Genomic DNA, 14,673 nt, shown 5'->3' with positions numbered 1-14,673 from the left:
GGGACCAGGTCAGCGGGGACGGCCGAGCCGCCCCCGGGGGAGGGTCAGCGGGGGCGGGCCGCCGGCGAGGGCGGCCGCACCGCGCGCCCGTAGCCGTTCGGCTCCTCACCGAGGTGGAGCACCAGCCGGCCGCCGCGGTGCACCCGCGCCATCGACAGGTGCGGTCCGGGCAGCGGCTCGCCGTCGAGCGTGGCCGACAGCAGGTGCTGCGGCCGGGTCGCCGACGACGACGGGGCCTCGGCGTCGACGCCGTCGTCGCAGCTGATGGGCTGCTCGCGGTGCCCGACGGCCTCGACCACCAGCTCACCGCCCGGCACCGCCAGCACCGAGCGCTCGAAGGCCGGCGCCGACAGCAGGAACAGGTCCATCCCGGCGACGGGGAACAGGCCCAGGGAGGCCCACACGTACCAGGACGACAGGCCGCCGGAGTCGTCGTTGCCGGGAAGGCCGCCGCGGCCGGTGCCGAACTGGTGGGTCAGCGCCGCGTGCACCACCTGCGCGGTCCGGTCCGGCCGGCCCGCCCAGTGGTAGGCCCACGGGGCCTCCATGTCCGGCTCGTTGTTGAGCCCCTCGAACCGGTTCAGGGCGTACCCGGCGGCCATCTCCGCGGCGCCCGGGCGCAGCCCCGGCTGGCGCACCGGCGGCGCGCCGAAGCCGAAGAAGCTGTCGAGCATGGCCGTGAACGCCTCGTCACCGCCGGCCAGCGCGATCCGGCCGGCCATGTCGTGCAGCAGCCGGAACGAGTAGTTCCACTTGCCGCCCTCGTAGTACTCCGAGTCGCGCAGCAGCCCGGTGCTCGCGTCGAAGGCGTTGACCCAGCGCAGCGAGCGCTCGGCGAGGTCGTCCGCGAGGCGCCGGTCTCCCACGGCCCGCGCCACCTGCGCGGTGCAGTGGTGGGCGAAGGCCAGGTCGAGGGTGTGGGAGATCGGGTGCACCACCCCGTGGTCGATGAACATCTCCCCGTAGCCGCGGCGCAGGTCGTCGTCCATGTGCACCAGCGCCCACGACCAGTCGATCGGGGCCAGGTCGGTCGCGTGGGCGTCGGCCAGCGCCGTGTGGGCCAGCGCGCTGGCCTGCCGGAAGAACCTGTCCGCGCCGCGCGCCATCCGGTAGCCGATGGGGAAGTTGCCCTCCTCCTCGCTGACCCTGATGAGCGACTCCAGCAGGTCCGCAGCCCGCCCCGGCGCGATGGCGGCGAGCAGCGGCAGCTGGGTCTTGTAGATGTCCCACATCGTGGAGACGTCGAAGGCGAAGGGGCCGTCGGAGGGCCAGAACGGGCTCTCGTCGTCGGCGATGCACGGCTTGATGAGCGAGTGGTACGTCGCGGTGGCCATGACCGTGCGCCGCGCGGGGGTGCCGCCCTCGACCGCCACCCGGCCCACGTGGTCGGCCCACCGGGCGCGGGTGCGCTCGCGGACGGCGTCGAAGACGGGCTCCCCGGGGCTGCCGGGCAGGCGGGCGGCGCCCTCCGCGGCCAGGTTGGCGCGGGCCTGCTCCACCCCGCGCAGGGAGAAGCCGATCCGCACCTCCACGGTCTGCCCGGCGCGGGCGGGGCCCATGAAGAGCAGGCCGAAGGGGCGCAGCGTGGTCTGGCGGATCCTGTCGAAGTCCAGCCGGGTGCCGCCCTCGATGAGGCGCCGGTCGTGCCAGAGCATCGGGCGCCAGGGGGCGGCGTGCCGGGCCGGGCCGGACGGGCCGGGCACGTCGGTGTCGACCTCGAGGGCGAAGGACAGCGGCACGCCCTCCACGACGATGGTCCCCTGCGCGCGGCCCTGGCCGAGGTTCTCGACCTGCGCGCGCAGCGGCACCGTCCGCCCGTGCTCGATGGCCAGGCCGCCGCAGGAGGCGTCGACGACGACGCGGGCGGAGCGGTGCGCGGGGAAGGTGTACCGGTGCACGGCCGTCTTGGGACCGACCGTCAGCTCGCAGCGGATCCCGGACTCCAGCGTGGCGGCGTAGCAGCCGGCCTCGGCCACCTCGTCGGTGAGCTCCCAGCTCTGCCCGAGGTCGTCGAGGGGCTGCACCATCGGCGTGACCCGCAGGTAGTTGTAGTACTTGCGGATGGCGCCGGTGCCGGACTGCTGGAAGTGCGTGAAGCCGCTGGCCTGCAGGGTGTCGAAGACCTCGCTGGGCAGGCCCTCGAGGCTCTTGTCGTACTGGCCGTACCCGGTGGGGTAGGCCCCCGAGTACGCGCAGGCGCTGACCATGCCCAGCGGGCTGGTGGCGCCCGGGTGGGTGTTGCCGACCTGCGGCTTGGGCCACCACCACGCGGCGGCGAGACCGCGTGGCGCCGGCAGCCGGGTCGCAGCGGTCCCGACGAAGGGATCGATCTCGGTGAGGATGGCGTGAACCTAGCGTCGCGCGGGCTCCGCGCGGGTTTCTTCCGCGTGAACTGTGCACGGGCGCGTCGCGCTGACCAGCGACGGAGATCATCGGCGCGCCGCTCGCGGCCCCTCCTGCGAGGATCGCGCGTGTGACCCTGCTCATCGACGACCCGCCGGTGCAGCGGGCCGCCACCCGCCGCGCGCGCTGGCGCGACGCCTCCGGCTGGCTGCCGGTGCTGCTGCCCGCGCTGCTGGCCGCCGCCCTGACCGCCTACCGGTACGACGCCAAGCCGCTCTGGCGCGACGAGGTCTACACGCTGAGCACCGCCGGCCGCGGCGTCGGCGACATGATGGGGCTGCTGTCCGAGCGCGACGCCGGGCTGGTCGGCTACTACCTGGTGATGCACCCCTGGCTCGCGGTCAGCGAGGCCTCGTGGTGGATCCGGCTGCCGGGCGCGGTGGCCACCGTGGTCCTCGTGGCGCTGGTGGCGGTGCTCGCCCGGCGCTTCGCCGGCCCGTGGGGCGCCCTGGTCGCCGGCACCCTGGCGGCGCTGGCCCCCGCGGTCTACGTGCACGGCCAGGAGGCCCGCCCCTACCCGATGGCGCTGACGGCCGTGGTGGTCACCGTGCTGCTCCTGCTGCGCGCCACGCACCGCCCGCGGGCGTGGCTGTGGCCCCTCACCGGTGCGGTCGCGCTGCTCGCCGTGGCGCTGCACCCCCTCGTGACGCTGCCCTCGGTCGGCGCCGCGTTCTTCGCGGTGTGGCTGCGGCCCGGCCGCGCCAGCCGCTGGGCCCTGGTGCTGACGGCCCTGCCCGCCGGCCTGGCGGGCGCCGCCCTGGTGGTCGCCGGCTCGCTGCAGGCCGCCGCGCGCCCCCCGGCGCCGGCCACGCTGCCGGAGTACTTCACCTTCTGGCGCCTGGCCAGCGACGTCCCCTGGCTGGGCTGGCCGCTCCTGGCGCTCGCGGTGGTCGGGGCGGCGGTGCTGGCGCGCCGCGCCCGCCGCGGCGAGCCGGGCGCCCGGCACGCGCTGGTGCCGGTGCTGTGGGCGCCCGTGCCGGTGCTGGCCATCACCGTGCTGGGTCTGACCGGCGGGTACTTCAACGCCCGCTACGCCAGCGCGGCGGTGCCGCCGGCCGCGGTGCTCGCCGCCGTCGCCCTCACCGCGGCGCCCGCCGCCGCCCGGCGGGCGGCGCGCGGGCGCCGCTGGGCGGGCTGGGCCGCGGTGGCCGCCGTCGTCGCCCTCCTCGGCGCCCTGGCCCCCGGGGGGCTGGCCTACCGCGCGCAGCGGGCGGGCTTCGACGACCCGCAGGGCGCCGCCCGGCAGATCGCCGCGCAGGCGCAGCCCGGCGACGCGGTGGTCTACGTCGGCAACGTCGTGCGGCCCATGCTCGAGGCGTACTACCCGCCCGGCCTGGCCGGAGGTGACCGCCTGGACGACGCGCTGCTCGTGGCCTCCCCGGAGGACAGCGACACCCTCGGCGGCCTGGAGGTGCGCCGCGTCGGCGACAAGGTGGCGGCGCTGGCCCCGCACCAGCGGGTGTGGCTGGTGGGCTCGGTGGCCACCGCCACCGAGGACCTGGGCCGCACCACCGGCAACGCGCGAGCCGCCATGGACGGGCGCCGGCTGGTCTCCAGCACCGACCACAACTGGCTGCGCGTGGAGCTGTGGGAGCTCCGCCAGGCCGACACCACGGGGGCCACCGCCTCGCCCGAGCCGCCGGGCGTGGCGCAGTGAGCGACCCGTACTCTTCTGCGATGCCCAGCGACCGCCCCGCCGCCGGCCAGGCGCAGCCCGCTCGCTCGGCGGACGAGCAGCGGCGCTACAACGCCGGGTACGACGAGCAGCCAGAGGCCTACGAGTCGCTGCGGGCCGCCGGCCACATGACGCGCCGCCGCGTGGAGTACTTCGAGGGCGTGCTGCGCCGGGTGCCCGGCCGGGTGCTGGAGGTCGGCTCCGGCACCGGGACCCTGCTGCGGCGCCTGGCGGGCGCCCACCCCGACCGCCGCTTCACCGGGGTCGAGCCGCTGCCCAACTACGTGGAGTTCGCCAACGCCCGCTCCGCGGACCTGGGGCTGACCAACGTCGTCTTCGAGGTCGGCACGGGCGAGGCGCTGCCCGCCGGGGTGGCCGACGGCTCGGTGGACCTCATCATCAGCGTCGACGCGCTGCACCACGTCGAGGACCTGGACGCCGTCATCGCCGAGGCCTCCCGGGTCGCAGCCCCCGGCGCGCGCTGGCGGGCGATGGAGCCGAACCGGCTGCACCCCTACGTCTTCCTGTGGCACACCGTGACCGCGGGCGAGCGGACCTTCGACGCCGGCGACTTCCTGCGCCGGGCCCGGGCCGCGGGCTGGCGCCTGGCCGGCAGGGACCGCCTGTACATCTTCCCCTCCACCGTGCAGCAGGTGCCGCCGTGGGCCGAGCGCCTCGAGCGCCTGCTGGAGCGGGTGCCGTTCCTGTCCGGCGGCCTGGCCCTCGACCTCGTCAAGGACTGACGGCCGCCCACCGGGCCGCTCCCTGGGCCGCTCAGCGGCTTGCTCATCCCTCGGGGCGCAGGTCGGTGTACTTCGCGGCGCTGCCGCGCGCCAGGTGCGCCGGGTACTTCTCGGCGTTGGCGGCCAGCTTGGCCGTGAACGCCCGCTCGACGTCCACCCCGAGGGACTCCGCGAGCAGGAGCAGGTAGGCCAGCACGTCGGAGACCTCCTCCCCGGCGCGCTGGCGCAGCCGCTGCGCCGCCGGGTCGGCGCCGTCGTCCCCGCCGTCGTCGGCGATGGCGGCGGCCTCCTCGTCGGTGAGCCACTGCAGCAGCTCCGCCAGCTCCCCGACCTCCCCGACCAGGGCGAGCGCCAGGTTGCGGGGGGTGTTGAAGCGCTGCCACTCCCGTTCGGCGGAGAACTCCCGCAGCGCCCGCTGCATGGCCGCCACGTCCATCAGATGCCCCCCAGGTCGCACACCGGTCCCCGCAGCGAGCCCTCGCACTGCACCACCCTGGCCGCCCAGCGCACCCCCTCGGGCACGGCGAGGCCCACGCGCACCGGGCCCCCGTCCCCGGTGAAGCGCGCGAAGGCGGGCGTGGTGGAGCACTCCAGGCGCTCGGCGGCGCCGTCCACGCTGAGCTCGACCGTCCCGTCCGCGGCGAGTCCGCCGCCGGAGCCCTGGGCGTCGGGGCTGCGGCCGTCGGGGCCCTCGGCGCTGCCCACGCAGGCGAGCACCACGGCGTACGTCGCGGACTGCTCGGTGAGGAACACCGGCAGGCGCCCGTCGCCGGCCTGGGCCTGCGTCGGCACCACCGGCCGCGCCGTGACGGCGCCCACGGCCGCGGCGGCCACGTCCTGAGCGGTCTGGTCGTCGACCCACAGCCCGTCGGCCAGCTTGGCGTACCCCTGCTCGCGCAGCGGCGCGGTGTCGAAGCCGGCGGGCACCAGGGTGGCCGCGACCCCGTCCCCGTCGGGCAGCGCCACCCCGCGGACCGCCGCCTCGCGCACCGGGAGGCACCGCCCGCCCAGGCGCAGCGGCAGCTCGCTGGTGCGCACGACCAGGCACACCCCGCCCCCGGAGTCCCGCGCCACCCAGAACAGCAGCCCACCGGCCGCGGCGAGCAGGCGCGCCGAGCCCGGGTCGACCCCCAGGCCGGCCTCGGCCTGCGCCGCCGGCCACCACGTGCCGGCCCCCGCGGCGGCCCCGGCGGCGCCGAGCAGCGGGAAGAGCTCGGTGGCGGGGGCGCTGACGTCCAGCCGGGGCCCCTGCTCCTCGCGCGCCGCCGCCTGGCGGGCCACCGCTGCTCCCACCACGACGACGACGGCGACGGCGGCCGCGAGCAGCCGCCGGCGGCGCCGTGAGCGCCGCGCCCGCGGGAGCTCCGACGGCGGGGCCGCCCCGTCCGGGTCGGCGTCTGCGCCGGGGCGGTGGCCGGGGCCGATGGTGGGGCCGGTGTCGAGGTCGGCGTCGAGGTCGGCGTCGAGGTCGGCGTCGAGCTCCTCGACGTCGTCGCTCCGGCCCACCACGCGACCATCCTCGCCCCGCGGCCCACCGCGCGCCCTCCGCGGCCGCGTGGCGCTCGCCGCCCGCCCGGAGGTGTCGCAACCCTGCCGCTTCGTGTCGGAACCCTGCCCGGTCGTGTCGGAACCGGGCCCGGGTTCCGACACCTCGCGCCGGGGTTCCGACACCTCGCGCCGGGGTTCCGACAGTTCACGGCGGGTGCCGGCACGGCGCACCGCAGGACGGGCAGCGGCGGGCGCCCGCCAGGGCGTGGGGCGTTGCCCTGGGCGCGCCGGAGGCCGACCATCTGCCCATGACCGAGGACCAGCCCCGCGACACGGGCGTCCGCGACACCGCCGCCCCCGCCGCTGCCGCCAGCGCCACTGCCGCCCGCGCCGCTGCCGCCCGCGCCGCTGCCGACGACGGCGCCGCTGCGCGGCTCACGCGCTTCGGGGCGCTGCCGCCGGGGCCCGACCCGAGCACCTGGTCCACCGCCCAGCCGGTCGAGCACGGGCCGGCCGAGCCCCCGGACCGCTTCGAGGAGCTCCGCCGGAACCTGCTCCTCGGGGGCGCCTGAGCCCCCGCCGGGTCAGCGGGTGGGAGTCGCCCCGCCGACCACGAGCGCCTCACGGACCCCGTGCCCGGTCATCCACGCGGTGGTCGCCGCGCCCCAGCCGCCGGGGCGCACGAGCAGCACCACCTGGCCGGCGGCTCCGGAGACCAGGGCGTCGGCCAGGCGCGGCTCGTCGCCGCTGGCCACGAGCACCCGCTGCGTGGCCACGCCCCTGGTGACGGCGTGGTCGGCGATGGCCGCGGCGGTGGCGTACCGGTCGTCCCCGGCCAGGCGCTGCGAGGCCCCCAGGGCGGTGGCCACCTGCTCGGGCACCGAGGCCGTGCCGCCGACCACCACCACGGTGCGCCCGCGCACCGCGGCCGCCAGCGCCGGGCTGACGTCGGCGGCGCGCGGCGGGGCCAGCAGCACCGGCGCGCCCAGGGCCGCGGCGGTCCCGCCGACGGCGACGGCGTCGGCCAGCGACCCGCTGCCGCGCGCGACGTAGGCCGTGGCGCTGGAGGCCAGCTCGGGCCGCGCCGCCACGGCCAGGGCGGTGGTGTAGCGGTCGGCGCCGGCCACGCGGGTCACGCGGACGCCGAGCGCCTCCAGGTCGGCGACCACCCGCGGGGAGACGCTGGCCTCCCCGCCGACCACGACCACCGACCTCAGCGAGGGGGTGGCCGCGAGGAGGTCGGCGACGGCCGGGGAGAGCCGCCCGGCGGTGGTGAGCAGCAGCGGGGCGCCGAGCCGCCGGGCCAGCGGCGCCGCCGGCACGCTGTCGACCAGCCGCTCCCCGGAGACCAGCACCGCCGTCGTGGGCGCCGCGGCGACCCGGCCGGCCAGCGCCGCACCGGTGCGGTAGCGGTCCTCGCCGGAGACGACGGTGGTCGCCACCACCCCGGCCGCGTCGGCCGGGGGACTGGCCGGGGGACTGGCCGGGGAGCTCGCCGGCGACGACGACGGCGCGGGGTCCGCCGTGCCCGCCCACGGCCCGGCGTAGTAGTCGCCGAAGACCACCGTGCCCCACATGCGGCCGGCCCTGTCGTAGGAGATGCCGTACCCGGCGGAGTCGAAGGCCCCGTTGTCGATGTTGGCGCGGTGGCCCGGGGACGCCATCCACATCTGCTGCATCTGCGGCCCCGAGCCGGAGTTGTAGGCGATGTTCTCCGCGGCGCCGCGCCACCCGGCCGGCATCGTGCGGCTGTAGTCGTAGGCGGGCTCGGTGGGGGAGTGCACCAGCGCCGCGCCGCCCGCGCCGGCGTCGGACCTCTCGGCCATCCGGTCCGACCAGCGCTGCGCGACGGCGTCGAGGCGGGCGTCGCGGTGCAGCGCGTCCAGGCCCTTCGCGGTGCGCTCGGCGTCGTGGCCCGCCTGGATCGCGGCCAGCGCGGCCCGCTGCGCCGCCACCTGGGAGGCGGAGACGGCGGCCTCGGCGGGCGGCGCCGCCAGCGCGCCGCCGAGCACCGCACCGCCGGCGCACAGCGCGCCGGCGAGCGCGAGCCCGGTGAGCCGGGTCGCCGGGGCGGGGCGGCGGGTGACCATCACGCCCCGACGCTAGGGACCGCGCCGCTGCCGCGGGGTCGTTTCCACCGACCTCACCGGCCGGGTGACGATGGGGGCTCGCCCGAGCCGTGGAGGTCAGCCCGTGTCCGTCGTCGTCATCAACGCCCTGGACGTCCCCGACGGCGGCGGACCGGAGGTCGAGCGCCGCTTCGCCGCCCGCAAGCACGCCGTCGACGGCGCCGAGGGCTTCGAGGGCTTCCAGCTGCTGCGCCCCGTGGCCGGGGAGAGCCGCTACTTCGTGGTGACCCAGTGGGCCAGCCGCGAGGCCTTCGAGGCGTGGCGCGACGGGAGCGCCCGCGTGGCCCACAGCGACGGCGACGGCGGGCCCGCTCAGCGCCGGCCGGTGGCCACGGGCTCCACCCTGCTGGAGTTCGAGGTCGTCGAGCTCTGAGGGCGCCGCCCGATCGGGGGAGGGCCCGCCCAGCGCCGCCACGGGGGCTCAAGGCGGGCCCGGGGGTGGCCGAAGCAGGGGCTGGTCGACGACTCGGCCGCCAGCACCTGCCCGGGGAGCCACCATCACCACCGTCGACCCCGCCACCGCGCCCGCCGCCGGCCTGCCCGTCGCGCCCGCCGCCGGCCTGCCCGTCGCGCCCGCCGCCGGCCTGCCCGTCGACCTGCCCGTCGACCAGGCCGCCGAGCTGGGCCGCCTGCTGCGCGAGGACCGGCTGGTGAGCTGGTTCCAGCCCGTCGTCGACCTGGCGACCGGTGCCGTCGTCGCCCACGAGGCGCTGGTCCGCGGGCCCGCCGGCTCCCCGCTGCACCTGCCCGACCAGCTGTTCGCCACCGCCCGCGGGCACGGGCTGCTGGCCGAGCTGGACGCCGCCTGCCGGGCCGCCGCGTTCCGGGGCGCCGCGGCGCACGGGCTGGTCGAGCCGCTGGCGCTGTTCGTCAACGTCGAGCCCGAGGTGCTCGACAGCGCCCCGCTGGACGTGCTGCTGGAGATCGCCGCCAGCGCCCCGGGCCACCTGCGGGTGGTGGTGGAGCTCACCGAGCGCGCGCTGGCGCACCGGCCCAGCGACCTGCTGCGCACCGTCGAGCGGGTCCGCGAGGCCGGCTGGGCCGTGGCGCTGGACGACGTCGGGGCCGAGGAGCTCTCCCTGGCGTTCATGCCGCTGCTGCGGCCGGACGTCGTCAAGCTGGACCTGCGCCTGGTGCAGTCAGCCCCCGGCCCCGACGTCGCCCAGGTGATGAACGCCGTCAACGCCTACGCCGAGGAGAGCGGCGCGCTGGTCCTGGCCGAGGGCATCGAGGACGAGCGGCACCTGCGCCTGGCGCACGCCCTCGGCGCGAGCCTGGGCCAGGGGTGGCTGTTCGGCCGTCCGCAGCCCGTGCCCGCCACCGACCTGCCGACCGGGTCGCTGCGGCTGCCGCCGCCGCCCAGCGGCACCGGGCAGGGCGCCGCCGCCACCAGTCCCTTCGCGCTGCTGCCGCCGAGCACCGAGCTGCGCCAGGCGCCCAAGAAGCTGCTCGTGGAGCTGAGCAAGCAGCTGGAGCGCGAGGCGATGCGCGCCGGCAGCACCTGCGTGGTCGCCTCCACCTTCCAGGAGGCGCGCCACTTCACCCCGGCCACCACCGGCCGCTACCGCGACCTCGTGGAGCGCACCGCCTTCGTGTGCGCCCTGGGCGAGGACCTGCCGGCCGAGCCGATGCCGGGGGTGCGCGGGGCGACGCTCTCCCCGGAGGACCCCGTGCGCGGGGAGTGGGACGTGGTGGTGCTCGCGCCGCACTTCAGCGCCGCGCTGCTGGCCCGCGACCTGGGCGACACCGGCCCCGACGCCCAGCGCCGCTTCGAGTACGCCCTGACCTACGAGCGCTCCACCGTGGCCGCGGCCGGGCGCTCGCTGCTGGCCCGGGTGGTCGCCCAGGACCTCTCCCGCGCGACCGGCCCCGAGGGCGGCGCTGAGGAGGGCCCGCGCCCGCCCGCCGGACCCGGCCGCGGCCGCGGCCCGGCCCGCGCCGAGGCGCGCCAGGGCAGCGGCGAGGTGGACGAGAGCGTGCTGCGCCGCGCGCTGGCCGCCTCCACCAGCGGCGTCACCATCGCCGACCTGCGCCGTCCCGACCAGCCGCTGGTCTACGTCAACCCGGCCTTCGAGCGGCTCAGCGGCTTCCCCGCCGAGCAGGTGCTGGGGCGCAACTGCCGCTTCCTGCAGGGCTCGGACACCGACCCCGCGGTGGTCACCTCCATCCGCGCCGCCCTCGACGCCGGGCTGGAGTGGAGCGGGGTGCTGCTCAACCACCGGGGGGTGGAGCGCACGCCGTGGTGGAACGAGATCCACCTGTCCCCGGTGCGCGACGCCGACGGGCGCCTCGTGCACTACATCGGGGTGCAGACCGACGTCACCGAGCGCGTGCAGGCCCAGCGCGAGCTGGCCGCCGAGCGCGACCGCAGCCGCGCCCACCTGGCGCGCATCGAGGAGCTGGCCTACACCGACCCGCTGACGGGGCTGGACAACCGCCGCCGCTTCGAGTCGCGCCTGGAGGCGGCGCTGTGGGACGCCCGCGCCACCGGCAGCGGCCTGGCGGTGGTGCTGCTGGACCTGGACGGGTTCAAGGCCGTCAACGACACCCACGGCCACGCCACGGGCGACGAGCTGCTCGTGGCGCTGGCCGAGCGCCTGCGCCGCCGCCTGCGCCGGGCGGACCTGGTGTGCCGCCTGGGCGGCGACGAGTTCCTCGTGGCCCTGCCCGGGCTGGACCCGGGCCAGGCGGGGCGGCTGGCCGCCGAGCAGGCCGCCGCCGTGGTGGCCCAGCTGCGCGCGGACCTCACCCGGCCCGTCGCGGTGGGCGCCGGGGAGGTGTCGGTCGGCGTCAGCGCCGGCGTGGCGCTGCACCCCGCCGACGGCGACGCCGTCACGGCCCTCGTGCACGCGGCCGACCAGCGCATGTTCACCGAGAAGCGCGTGCACCGGCGCCGCTGACGCGGGCCGTCAGCCGCCGGCCGGTGACGCCGGACGCCCGGGGTGCCTCAGGCGTCCCGGGCGCCCTGCGACAGGGCCGCGGTCGCCCGCTGCAGGAAGGCCAGCACCACCGTCCGCTCGCCCGCCGGCAGGGAGCGGCTCACGGCGTCCAGCAGCGCCAGCGACGGCTCCCACGCCGCGCCGTTGGCCACCCGGGCCTGCTCCTGCAGCACCACGAGGGTGCGGCGCCGGTCGGTGGCGTGCGGCTCGCGGCGCACGTGCCCGGCGGCGGCGAGCCTGTCGACGAGCACGGTGGCCGACGCCGTCCTGATGCCCAGGCGCTCGGCCAGCTCGGCCACGCCCAGCGGCCCGTGGCCCTCGAGCAGGTAGAGCGCGGTGACGTCGGTGGTGCCCAGCTGCTGGGCGCGGGCGACGCGCGCCAGCAGCTCGCGGCTGGCGTCGGAGAAGGCCTGCAGCGCGCGCGTCACGTCGTCCGGCTCGAAGGGCACGACGGCGACGCTACCGCTAGATTGTCTAGCGACACGACGCTCTAGCGACAGGGAGTCACCATGGCCACCTCGACCACCCGCCCGGCCGTCTCGAGGGTCCTCGTCGCCGGCGCCAGCATCGCCGGCCCGGCCCTGGCGCACTGGCTCGCCCGCGCCGGCGTCGACGTCGTCCTGCTCGAGCGGGCCGAGCGGCTGCGCGACGAGGGCCACAACATCGACGTGCGCGGCGCGGGCCGCGAGGTGCTGCGCCGCATGGGCCTGGAGCAGGAGGTGCTGGCCAACACGACCGGGGAGGCCGGCACCCGCTTCGTGGACGAGCGCGGTCGCACCATGGGCGCCTTCCCTGCCTCCACCTCCGCCACCGGCGGCCCGACGGCCGAGGTCGAGGTGCTGCGCGGGCGCCTCAGCCGGCTGCTGCTGGACTCCTGCACCGGGCTGCCCGGCACCGTGGAGGTGAGGTTCGGCGAGCAGGTCGCCGACGTGCACGAGGACGCCGACGGTGTGGACGTGCAGCTGGCCTCGGGCGCCCGGGAGCGGGTCGACCTCGTCGTGCTCGCCGAGGGCCTGCGCTCGCGCACCCGCGACCGCGTCTTCGGGCTGGAGCGCGGGGAGCACGTCCGCGAGCTGGGCATGTACTTCGCCTACCTCGCGGTGCCGCGCGAGCCCGGCGACGACGACTGGTGGACCTTCCAGCTGCTCGGCCGCGGCCGCAGCGCGCACCTGCGCCCCGACGACGTCGGCAGCACCCGCGGCCTGCTGGCCTTCCGGGCCGACGTGCCGGGGCTGGACCAGCTGGAGCCCGCGGCCCAGTCCGCCGTCCTGCGGCGCGTCTTCACCGGCGCGGGCCCGGCCGCCGAGCGGCTGGCCGCGGCGACCGCCGAGCACCCGTTCTACTTCGAGGCGATCGGGCAGGCGCGGATGCCCCGCTGGTCGCAGGGCCGGGTGGTGCTGGCCGGGGACACCGCCCACTGCGCCTCGCCGATGTCGGGGATGTCCACCACCCTCGCCCTGGTCGGCACGCACGTGCTGGCCGGGGAGCTGACGCGGCCCGGCGCGTCGCTGGAGGGCGCGCTGCAGGCCTACGAGCGCCGGGTGCGCCCCGTCGTCGACGCCGCGCAGAAGCTCCCGCCGGGCACCCCGGCGGTCGGCAACCCCCGCTCCACCGCGGCGATCCGCGTCATCGGCGCGGTGGTGGGCCTGGCGGCCAGCCGCCCCGTGCAGCGGCTGCGACTCGGGGAGCGGCTCATCTCCCCGCCGGCCGACGTGGAGCTGCCCCGCTACGAGCACCTCGCGGCCTGAGGGCGCCGCCGCCACCGCCCCGCCGGGCAGCAGAGCCTCAGCAGGTGGGGGCGGAGGCCGGGCCGGTGCACGTGACCACCTCGGCGGCCCACAGCAGCCCGGTCGGTGCCTGCAGCCCGACCTGCACCGGCTCGCCCGTGCCGACGAACGGGCGCACGAGCCCGTCGGCGGGGCAGGTGCGCGAGGGCACCTCCTCGGCGTCGAGGCTGAGCCTGACCGGCGCCGTGCTCAGGCACGAGAGCACCACCGCGTACGGACGGCCCTGCGTGGTGAGCAGCACCGGCAGCCACCCGGTGCCGCGGCGCACGGTGACCGGCACCGCCGGCAGCCGGTCCGAGGCGCCCTCCACGGCCGCGACCACCACCCCGGACGCCGTCGCGGAGTCCACCCACAGCCCCGGCACGAGCTCGGCGTCCCCGGCGGCCTCGACCTCGGCGGTGCTGGCGCCGCGCGGCAGCAGCGTGCCGCTCGGGCCGCCGCCCGCGGGCAGCGCCAGGCCGCCGACGGCCCGGGCGGGAGAGGTGCAGATGCCGTTGCGCGCCAGCCGGTCGTCGGTGGAGCGCACCAGCAGGCACACCCCGCCCGTCGGCGTCTGCGCCACCCAGTACGAGGCCGCCGGCGCCACCGCGAGGAGCCGCTCCGACCCGGGCTCGACGCCCACGTCCTGCGCCAGCCCGTCGTCGGGCAGCCCCGTGCCCGGGCGCGCGGGCTGGGCGAGCACGGGGAAGAGCTCCTGCGCGCTGGCGGTGCCGTCCAGCGGCGCCGGCCCGTCCCCGGCCGCGTCGGCCCCGCGCTGCACGCGCACGCCCACCGCGACGGCGGCCAGCAGGACGACGACGCCGGCGGCGGCCACCAGCCGCCGTCGCCGCAGCGCGCGCCGGCCGAGCGCAGGCACCGCTGCCGGCGCAGCCGCCCCGGCGCGGCGGCCGCCGTCGCCGTCGTCGTCGTCGTCGAGCTCCAGCTCGACCTCGTCACCGCCGTCGGCGACCCGCCCCACGGCGGCACGGTCTCACGGCCGGGGGCGCCGCGTCCCCCGCCCGCGAGACCATGACGATCAGTGACCGGGTGGTAGCGATCAGCGGCGAGTCACCACAGACTGTGCGGATGCGCGACGACGCCACGGCGGTGGGGCTCCGGTGACGTCGGTGAAGGTGGTGGACCTCAGGGTCCACGACGACCTCGACGGCCTGTCCGAGTTCGAGCTGCTCGACCTGTACCTGCGGGTGCGCCGGCTGCTCGCCGCGCGCCTGTCCCGGCAGGAGGGCTCGGAGTCGATGGAGATGTTCTTCTCCCGCATGGCCGAGGTGGTCGAGCCGCCCGGGCCGCCGCCGGCGCCGAAGACGAGGATCTCGCGGCGCGAGCGGGAGGTGCTGCACTTCCTGGCCCAGGAGCGCACCAACGCGGAGATCGCCGCGACGCTGTTCATCAGCGAGCACACGGTGAAGAACCACGTGTCCAACATCCTGGCCAAGTACGAGGTGGGCACCCGCCACGGCGCGGTGATGGCCGCCATCCGCGAGGGCACGCTCACCGTCGACTGAGCGGCAC

Annotated in this window: 13 protein-coding genes; 7 read left to right on the top strand and 6 right to left on the bottom strand. The window is 77.7% G+C overall.

What is annotated here, in order from left to right; translation table 11 throughout:
* Positions 1 to 44 precede the first annotated feature (44 nt).
* Complete coding sequence (locus tag ACUN9U_RS07130; RefSeq protein WP_445484407.1) at positions 45 to 2,342, bottom strand: glycoside hydrolase domain-containing protein; 2,298 nt, start codon at positions 2,340 to 2,342, stop codon at positions 45 to 47.
* 131 nt (positions 2,343 to 2,473) lie between these two features.
* Here ACUN9U_RS07130 and ACUN9U_RS07125 point away from each other — a divergent pair, with 131 nt between their 5' ends.
* Both ACUN9U_RS07125 and ACUN9U_RS07120 read left to right on the top strand, forming a co-directional pair.
* The gene (locus ACUN9U_RS07125; protein ID WP_445484242.1) at positions 2,474 to 4,060 is read left to right on the top strand and encodes a glycosyltransferase family 39 protein; all 1,587 of its coding nucleotides are present in this window, start codon (positions 2,474 to 2,476) and stop codon (positions 4,058 to 4,060) included.
* Between the two features lie 20 nt (positions 4,061 to 4,080).
* Positions 4,081 to 4,821: a class I SAM-dependent methyltransferase gene (locus tag ACUN9U_RS07120; protein ID WP_445484241.1), complete on the top strand. Its 741-nt coding sequence runs from the start codon at positions 4,081 to 4,083 to the stop codon at positions 4,819 to 4,821.
* Positions 4,822 to 4,864: 43 nt separating this feature from the next.
* Here the strand turns inward: ACUN9U_RS07120 and ACUN9U_RS07115 are convergent, their stop codons facing one another.
* Together ACUN9U_RS07115 and ACUN9U_RS07110 are read right to left on the bottom strand one after the other, a co-directional pair.
* Positions 4,865 to 5,257: a nucleotide pyrophosphohydrolase gene (locus ACUN9U_RS07115; protein WP_445484240.1), complete on the bottom strand. Its 393-nt coding sequence runs from the start codon at positions 5,255 to 5,257 to the stop codon at positions 4,865 to 4,867.
* Positions 5,257 to 6,330, bottom strand: coding sequence for a hypothetical protein (locus ACUN9U_RS07110; protein ID WP_445484239.1), 1,074 nt, complete (start codon positions 6,328 to 6,330; stop codon positions 5,257 to 5,259). Before ACUN9U_RS07110 ends, ACUN9U_RS07115 begins: the two co-directional genes overlap by 1 nt.
* A gap of 287 nt (positions 6,331 to 6,617) precedes the next feature.
* Here ACUN9U_RS07110 and ACUN9U_RS07105 point away from each other — a divergent pair, with 287 nt between their 5' ends.
* A complete protein-coding gene (locus ACUN9U_RS07105) occupies positions 6,618 to 6,881 on the top strand; it encodes a hypothetical protein (protein ID WP_445484238.1) in 264 nt (87 codons plus the stop codon).
* Between the two features lie 12 nt (positions 6,882 to 6,893).
* Here the strand turns inward: ACUN9U_RS07105 and ACUN9U_RS07100 are convergent, their stop codons facing one another.
* Complete coding sequence (locus ACUN9U_RS07100) at positions 6,894 to 8,399, bottom strand: cell wall-binding repeat-containing protein (RefSeq protein WP_445484406.1); 1,506 nt, start codon at positions 8,397 to 8,399, stop codon at positions 6,894 to 6,896.
* Between the two features lie 103 nt (positions 8,400 to 8,502).
* Between ACUN9U_RS07100 and ACUN9U_RS07095 the strand changes: the two genes are divergently transcribed.
* Both ACUN9U_RS07095 and ACUN9U_RS07090 read left to right on the top strand, forming a co-directional pair.
* Positions 8,503 to 8,811 carry an antibiotic biosynthesis monooxygenase family protein gene (locus ACUN9U_RS07095; RefSeq protein ID WP_445484237.1) on the top strand — a complete coding sequence of 103 codons (309 nt, stop codon included), beginning with the start codon at positions 8,503 to 8,505 and terminating at the stop codon, positions 8,809 to 8,811.
* A gap of 187 nt (positions 8,812 to 8,998) precedes the next feature.
* On the top strand, positions 8,999 to 11,338 hold the full coding sequence (locus tag ACUN9U_RS07090) for a diguanylate cyclase domain-containing protein (protein WP_445484405.1): 2,340 nt from the start codon (positions 8,999 to 9,001) through the stop codon (positions 11,336 to 11,338).
* 47 nt (positions 11,339 to 11,385) lie between these two features.
* On the opposite strand, the gene ACUN9U_RS07085 is transcribed toward ACUN9U_RS07090, so the two are convergent.
* Complete coding sequence (locus ACUN9U_RS07085; RefSeq protein WP_445484236.1) at positions 11,386 to 11,826, bottom strand: MarR family winged helix-turn-helix transcriptional regulator; 441 nt, start codon at positions 11,824 to 11,826, stop codon at positions 11,386 to 11,388.
* A gap of 60 nt (positions 11,827 to 11,886) precedes the next feature.
* Between ACUN9U_RS07085 and ACUN9U_RS07080 the strand changes: the two genes are divergently transcribed.
* On the top strand, positions 11,887 to 13,125 hold the full coding sequence (locus tag ACUN9U_RS07080; RefSeq protein WP_445484235.1) for an FAD-dependent monooxygenase: 1,239 nt from the start codon (positions 11,887 to 11,889) through the stop codon (positions 13,123 to 13,125).
* Positions 13,126 to 13,162: 37 nt separating this feature from the next.
* Here the strand turns inward: ACUN9U_RS07080 and ACUN9U_RS07075 are convergent, their stop codons facing one another.
* On the bottom strand, positions 13,163 to 14,122 hold the full coding sequence (locus tag ACUN9U_RS07075) for a hypothetical protein (protein ID WP_445484234.1): 960 nt from the start codon (positions 14,120 to 14,122) through the stop codon (positions 13,163 to 13,165).
* Between the two features lie 148 nt (positions 14,123 to 14,270).
* Here ACUN9U_RS07075 and ACUN9U_RS07070 point away from each other — a divergent pair, with 148 nt between their 5' ends.
* Positions 14,271 to 14,666, top strand: a complete 396-nt coding sequence (locus ACUN9U_RS07070; RefSeq protein WP_445484233.1) for a helix-turn-helix domain-containing protein — start codon at positions 14,271 to 14,273, stop codon at positions 14,664 to 14,666.
* The last annotated feature ends 7 nt before the right edge of the window (positions 14,667 to 14,673 follow it).

It is taken from the genome of Quadrisphaera sp. KR29 (assembly GCF_052644995.1).
This window is presented reverse-complemented; position numbering and strand designations above follow the sequence as displayed.

Coding starts and splice junctions, on each gene's coding strand:
- ACUN9U_RS07105 (WP_445484238.1), top strand. CDS start 6,618: ATGACCGAGGACCAGCCCCGCGACACGGGCGTCCGCGACACCGCCGCC.
- ACUN9U_RS07080 (WP_445484235.1), top strand. CDS start 11,887: ATGGCCACCTCGACCACCCGCCCGGCCGTCTCGAGGGTCCTCGTCGCC.
- ACUN9U_RS07115 (WP_445484240.1), bottom strand. CDS start 5,257: ATGGACGTGGCGGCCATGCAGCGGGCGCTGCGGGAGTTCTCCGCCGAA.
- ACUN9U_RS07100 (WP_445484406.1), bottom strand. CDS start 8,399: ATGGTCACCCGCCGCCCCGCCCCGGCGACCCGGCTCACCGGGCTCGCG.
- ACUN9U_RS07120 (WP_445484241.1), top strand. CDS start 4,081: ATGCCCAGCGACCGCCCCGCCGCCGGCCAGGCGCAGCCCGCTCGCTCG.